The following is a 2,675-nucleotide window of genomic DNA, read 5'->3' on the forward strand; positions in this document are numbered from 1 at the left end:
GCGCGCGGTGACCACCACCCTGGCCGAGCTCAGCGGAGAGGACGAGCGAGCGTGAGGATCAAGTGGCGACTGCGGATGGCCGCGGCCCAACGCGAAGTGTGGACCGGGACCGAGCTGCGCAGGCTGCTGGCAGACAAAGCCGGGCTGGAGATGTCGGCGGCGTCGGTGTCGGCGCTGTTCACCAAGGAACCCACCCAGATCAAGATGACGACGCTGATCGCGTTGTGCACTGCCTTGCAATGCACTCCGGACGACTTGTTCGAGATCGACACCACTCCCGTCGAGCGTCCTGCCGAGCCGCCGATCCGACCGGCGCCGACGCAGCGCCAAGCCGTCAACGCCCGCGGCCGCTCGCTGCCGCCGATATGACACGCCGACCTGGAAGTCATTGCAGAACATGGGTAAACGCCAGCGTGACTGTGTCGAGTGCGGCGGACCGGTGGGCATCATCGGCCAAGCAACCGTGCCCTGACTGCAGCCGCAGTAGGGTGCTGGTCGTCGAGACAGGTCGTTGCGTGCTTTGTTCCCGCCGGTGCGCGCAGTGCGATCACAAGGTCCGCTTCGCGGAGGCCGTGTTGTGCCGGGGCCGCGGCCTTCGGCATGACCGCCGAGGCCGCCATGATCTACCTGGCAGACTTCGTCGACCCGACCCGACTGCCGAACCCGTGAAATTTCGGCGCCACTACGCACAGATTCGCGCGAACATGTGCGCTTTCCCGAACGGGAGGTTGGAGGTGACCATGACCGAGCCTTGCTCGTATCGGGAGGCGATCAGCTGGAAGAACAAGTTCGCCGCGTCCTGATCGAAGGGGTGTATCCGACCTCGTCGATGATGATCAGCTTGTAACGACGGATCTTCTTGAGTTCGGTTTCGAGTTGCCCGGCATGATGCGCGGTGCTCAACCGAGTGATCCAGTTGCTGGCAGTGTCGAAGAGGACGGAATATCCGGCGTAGGCGGCTTTGACTCCGAGTCCGATCGCGATGTGTGTCTTGCCGATACCCGGGGGTCCGAGCAGGATGACGTTTTCCGCTTTGGGAACGAACATGCCAGTCGCCAAGTGCGCCAGCACATCACGTCGTAGCGACGGTAGGTGGTCGAGATTGAAGTCTTCGAGTGTTTTCACTGCTGGGAAGTGCGCCGTGCGGATTCGCATGATCGTGCCCGCCGACTCACGATCGGCGAGTTGGCGGCCCAATACTGCTGCGAGGTATTCCTCGTGTGACCAGTTCTCGTCGCGGGCGTGATCGGCGAGCTCTTCCCATACTCGTCCGATCGTCGGAGTCTTCAATACTCTTGTCAGATATGCGATCTGGGACGGCACTCCGTCCGCTGGCGGTGCCGAGGCGGCTGCCTCGGCGGCTTTCTTCTTGGTTGCGGTTGTCATGATGTGGTCCTCACTGTTGTCGGGGTGGATTCGAGATCGACGCCGAACAGAGCGTCGTAATCTGGCAATGCCCGCAACGAGACGGGGTGCCCGTCGATGTGCCGGCGTGTGGCCGCTGCCGTGCGGCGGCGCCGTTCGTCCGCCAGTCCGCGGCGCAGTTGCGCCGCAGTATCGACGTGATCAGGATCGGTGACGACCACGTGTTTCGCCCATGAACGGTCGTGGCGGGCAACGATCTGGTCGTTGCAGCGGGCCACCACGCGGGTGGGGCTGGCGCTCACATCGACGAACCGGCCGATCACTCGTGGATCGATCGAATAGTCGGCGCCGTCGACACGCACGTAGTAATCCCGCGCCAACCGGATCCGGTGAGTGAGTCCGATCGCCGGAATGACCGGTGGCAGTTCGATCATCGCCGCCACGTCGGTGGCGAGCAGATCGACAGGTCGGCCACCGATCGCCCGCACGGTGCGAGTATTCGCTCGTGTGAGCCAGTCACGGAGTTGGGCGTTGAAATCAGGCGGTGAGGTGAACGTCCGGCCGGGTAGAAACGAAGTTTCCAGGTAGCCGTTGGCGCGTTCGACCATGCCCTTGTACTCCGGGTCCCGCGGTGGAGCCAACTGGATCCGAGTCGCTAACGTTCCGGCGAACGCAGCAGCAGGTGTGGTGATCTTCCCGGTGCCTCCGATTGCTGATTCTCGGTCCCACACCAGCGTTTTCGGGACCTTACCCAACCCGGAGATCAGTTCCCACATCCCAGACAAGAGTCGCCACCTTGTCTGGACGGGATCATCACCGCCGAGATGAACCGCGAGTACTCCGACCGTTGGACAGTTCCAAACGAATGAGACTCAACTCATAATTGCACCTCAGGCTGCGTCCGGTGTTACGCCAGAATGCGTCCGGTCCGGACAAGACTCTGAGTCTGTTGAGCTGCAGAAACACATCGGTAGGGCATTCTCGGTGCGCACTCACCCTTCTGATTAGCCAACAATTGGCTCAGCCTGACTCCAGAACGGATCGGTCCCGGACGCGGCGCAGACATGTTCGGCGCTGTGCGCATCGAACCTCGCCCTTCACGAGCAGCGGTCCACATTGTCCGTTCTTCACATGAATTTGCAGAGAGGTGCGCCGATGACCGTCACCAGATTTGAGAGCGTCCAGGGAGGAATGATCGAAACCTGTGGATCCCGGGAGGACGCACCTTCCCGGATGATGATCTGTACACGAACAGGATTCTGATCAAGTCCAGCGCGCCAACGCTGGCGGGAAGGTACGCCCGTGCTCAC

General features: G+C 62.1%; 2 protein-coding genes and 2 pseudogenes. 1 reads left to right on the forward strand and 3 read right to left on the reverse strand.

Annotation, left to right across the window (positions count from 1 at the left end):
* The first annotated feature begins 51 nt into the window (after nt 1–51).
* Nucleotides 52–369: a helix-turn-helix transcriptional regulator gene (locus tag ATN37_RS00160; protein WP_011331594.1), complete on the forward strand. Its 318-nt coding sequence runs from the start codon at nt 52–54 to the stop codon at nt 367–369.
* A 343-nt stretch (nt 370–712) separates the two neighbouring features.
* On the opposite strand, the pseudogene istB reads toward ATN37_RS00160, so the two are convergent.
* The 3 genes and pseudogenes from istB to ATN37_RS00175 form a co-directional block, all read right to left on the reverse strand.
* Nucleotides 713–1,386 (reverse strand): annotated as a pseudogene (istB, locus tag ATN37_RS00165) (IS21-like element helper ATPase IstB); the annotation flags it as partial.
* Nucleotides 1,383–2,203: pseudogene (locus ATN37_RS00170) on the reverse strand (IS21 family transposase); the annotation flags it as partial. The pseudogenes istB and ATN37_RS00170, both read right to left, overlap by 4 nt.
* Nucleotides 2,204–2,492: 289 nt before the next feature.
* Nucleotides 2,493–2,675: hypothetical protein (locus ATN37_RS00175; RefSeq protein ID WP_218694583.1), on the reverse strand; the 183-nt coding region annotated here is incomplete at its 5' end.

It is taken from the genome of Rhodococcus sp. MH15 (assembly GCF_019266045.1).
In the GTDB taxonomy this organism is placed as follows: domain Bacteria; phylum Actinomycetota; class Actinomycetes; order Mycobacteriales; family Mycobacteriaceae; genus Rhodococcus_F; species Rhodococcus_F qingshengii.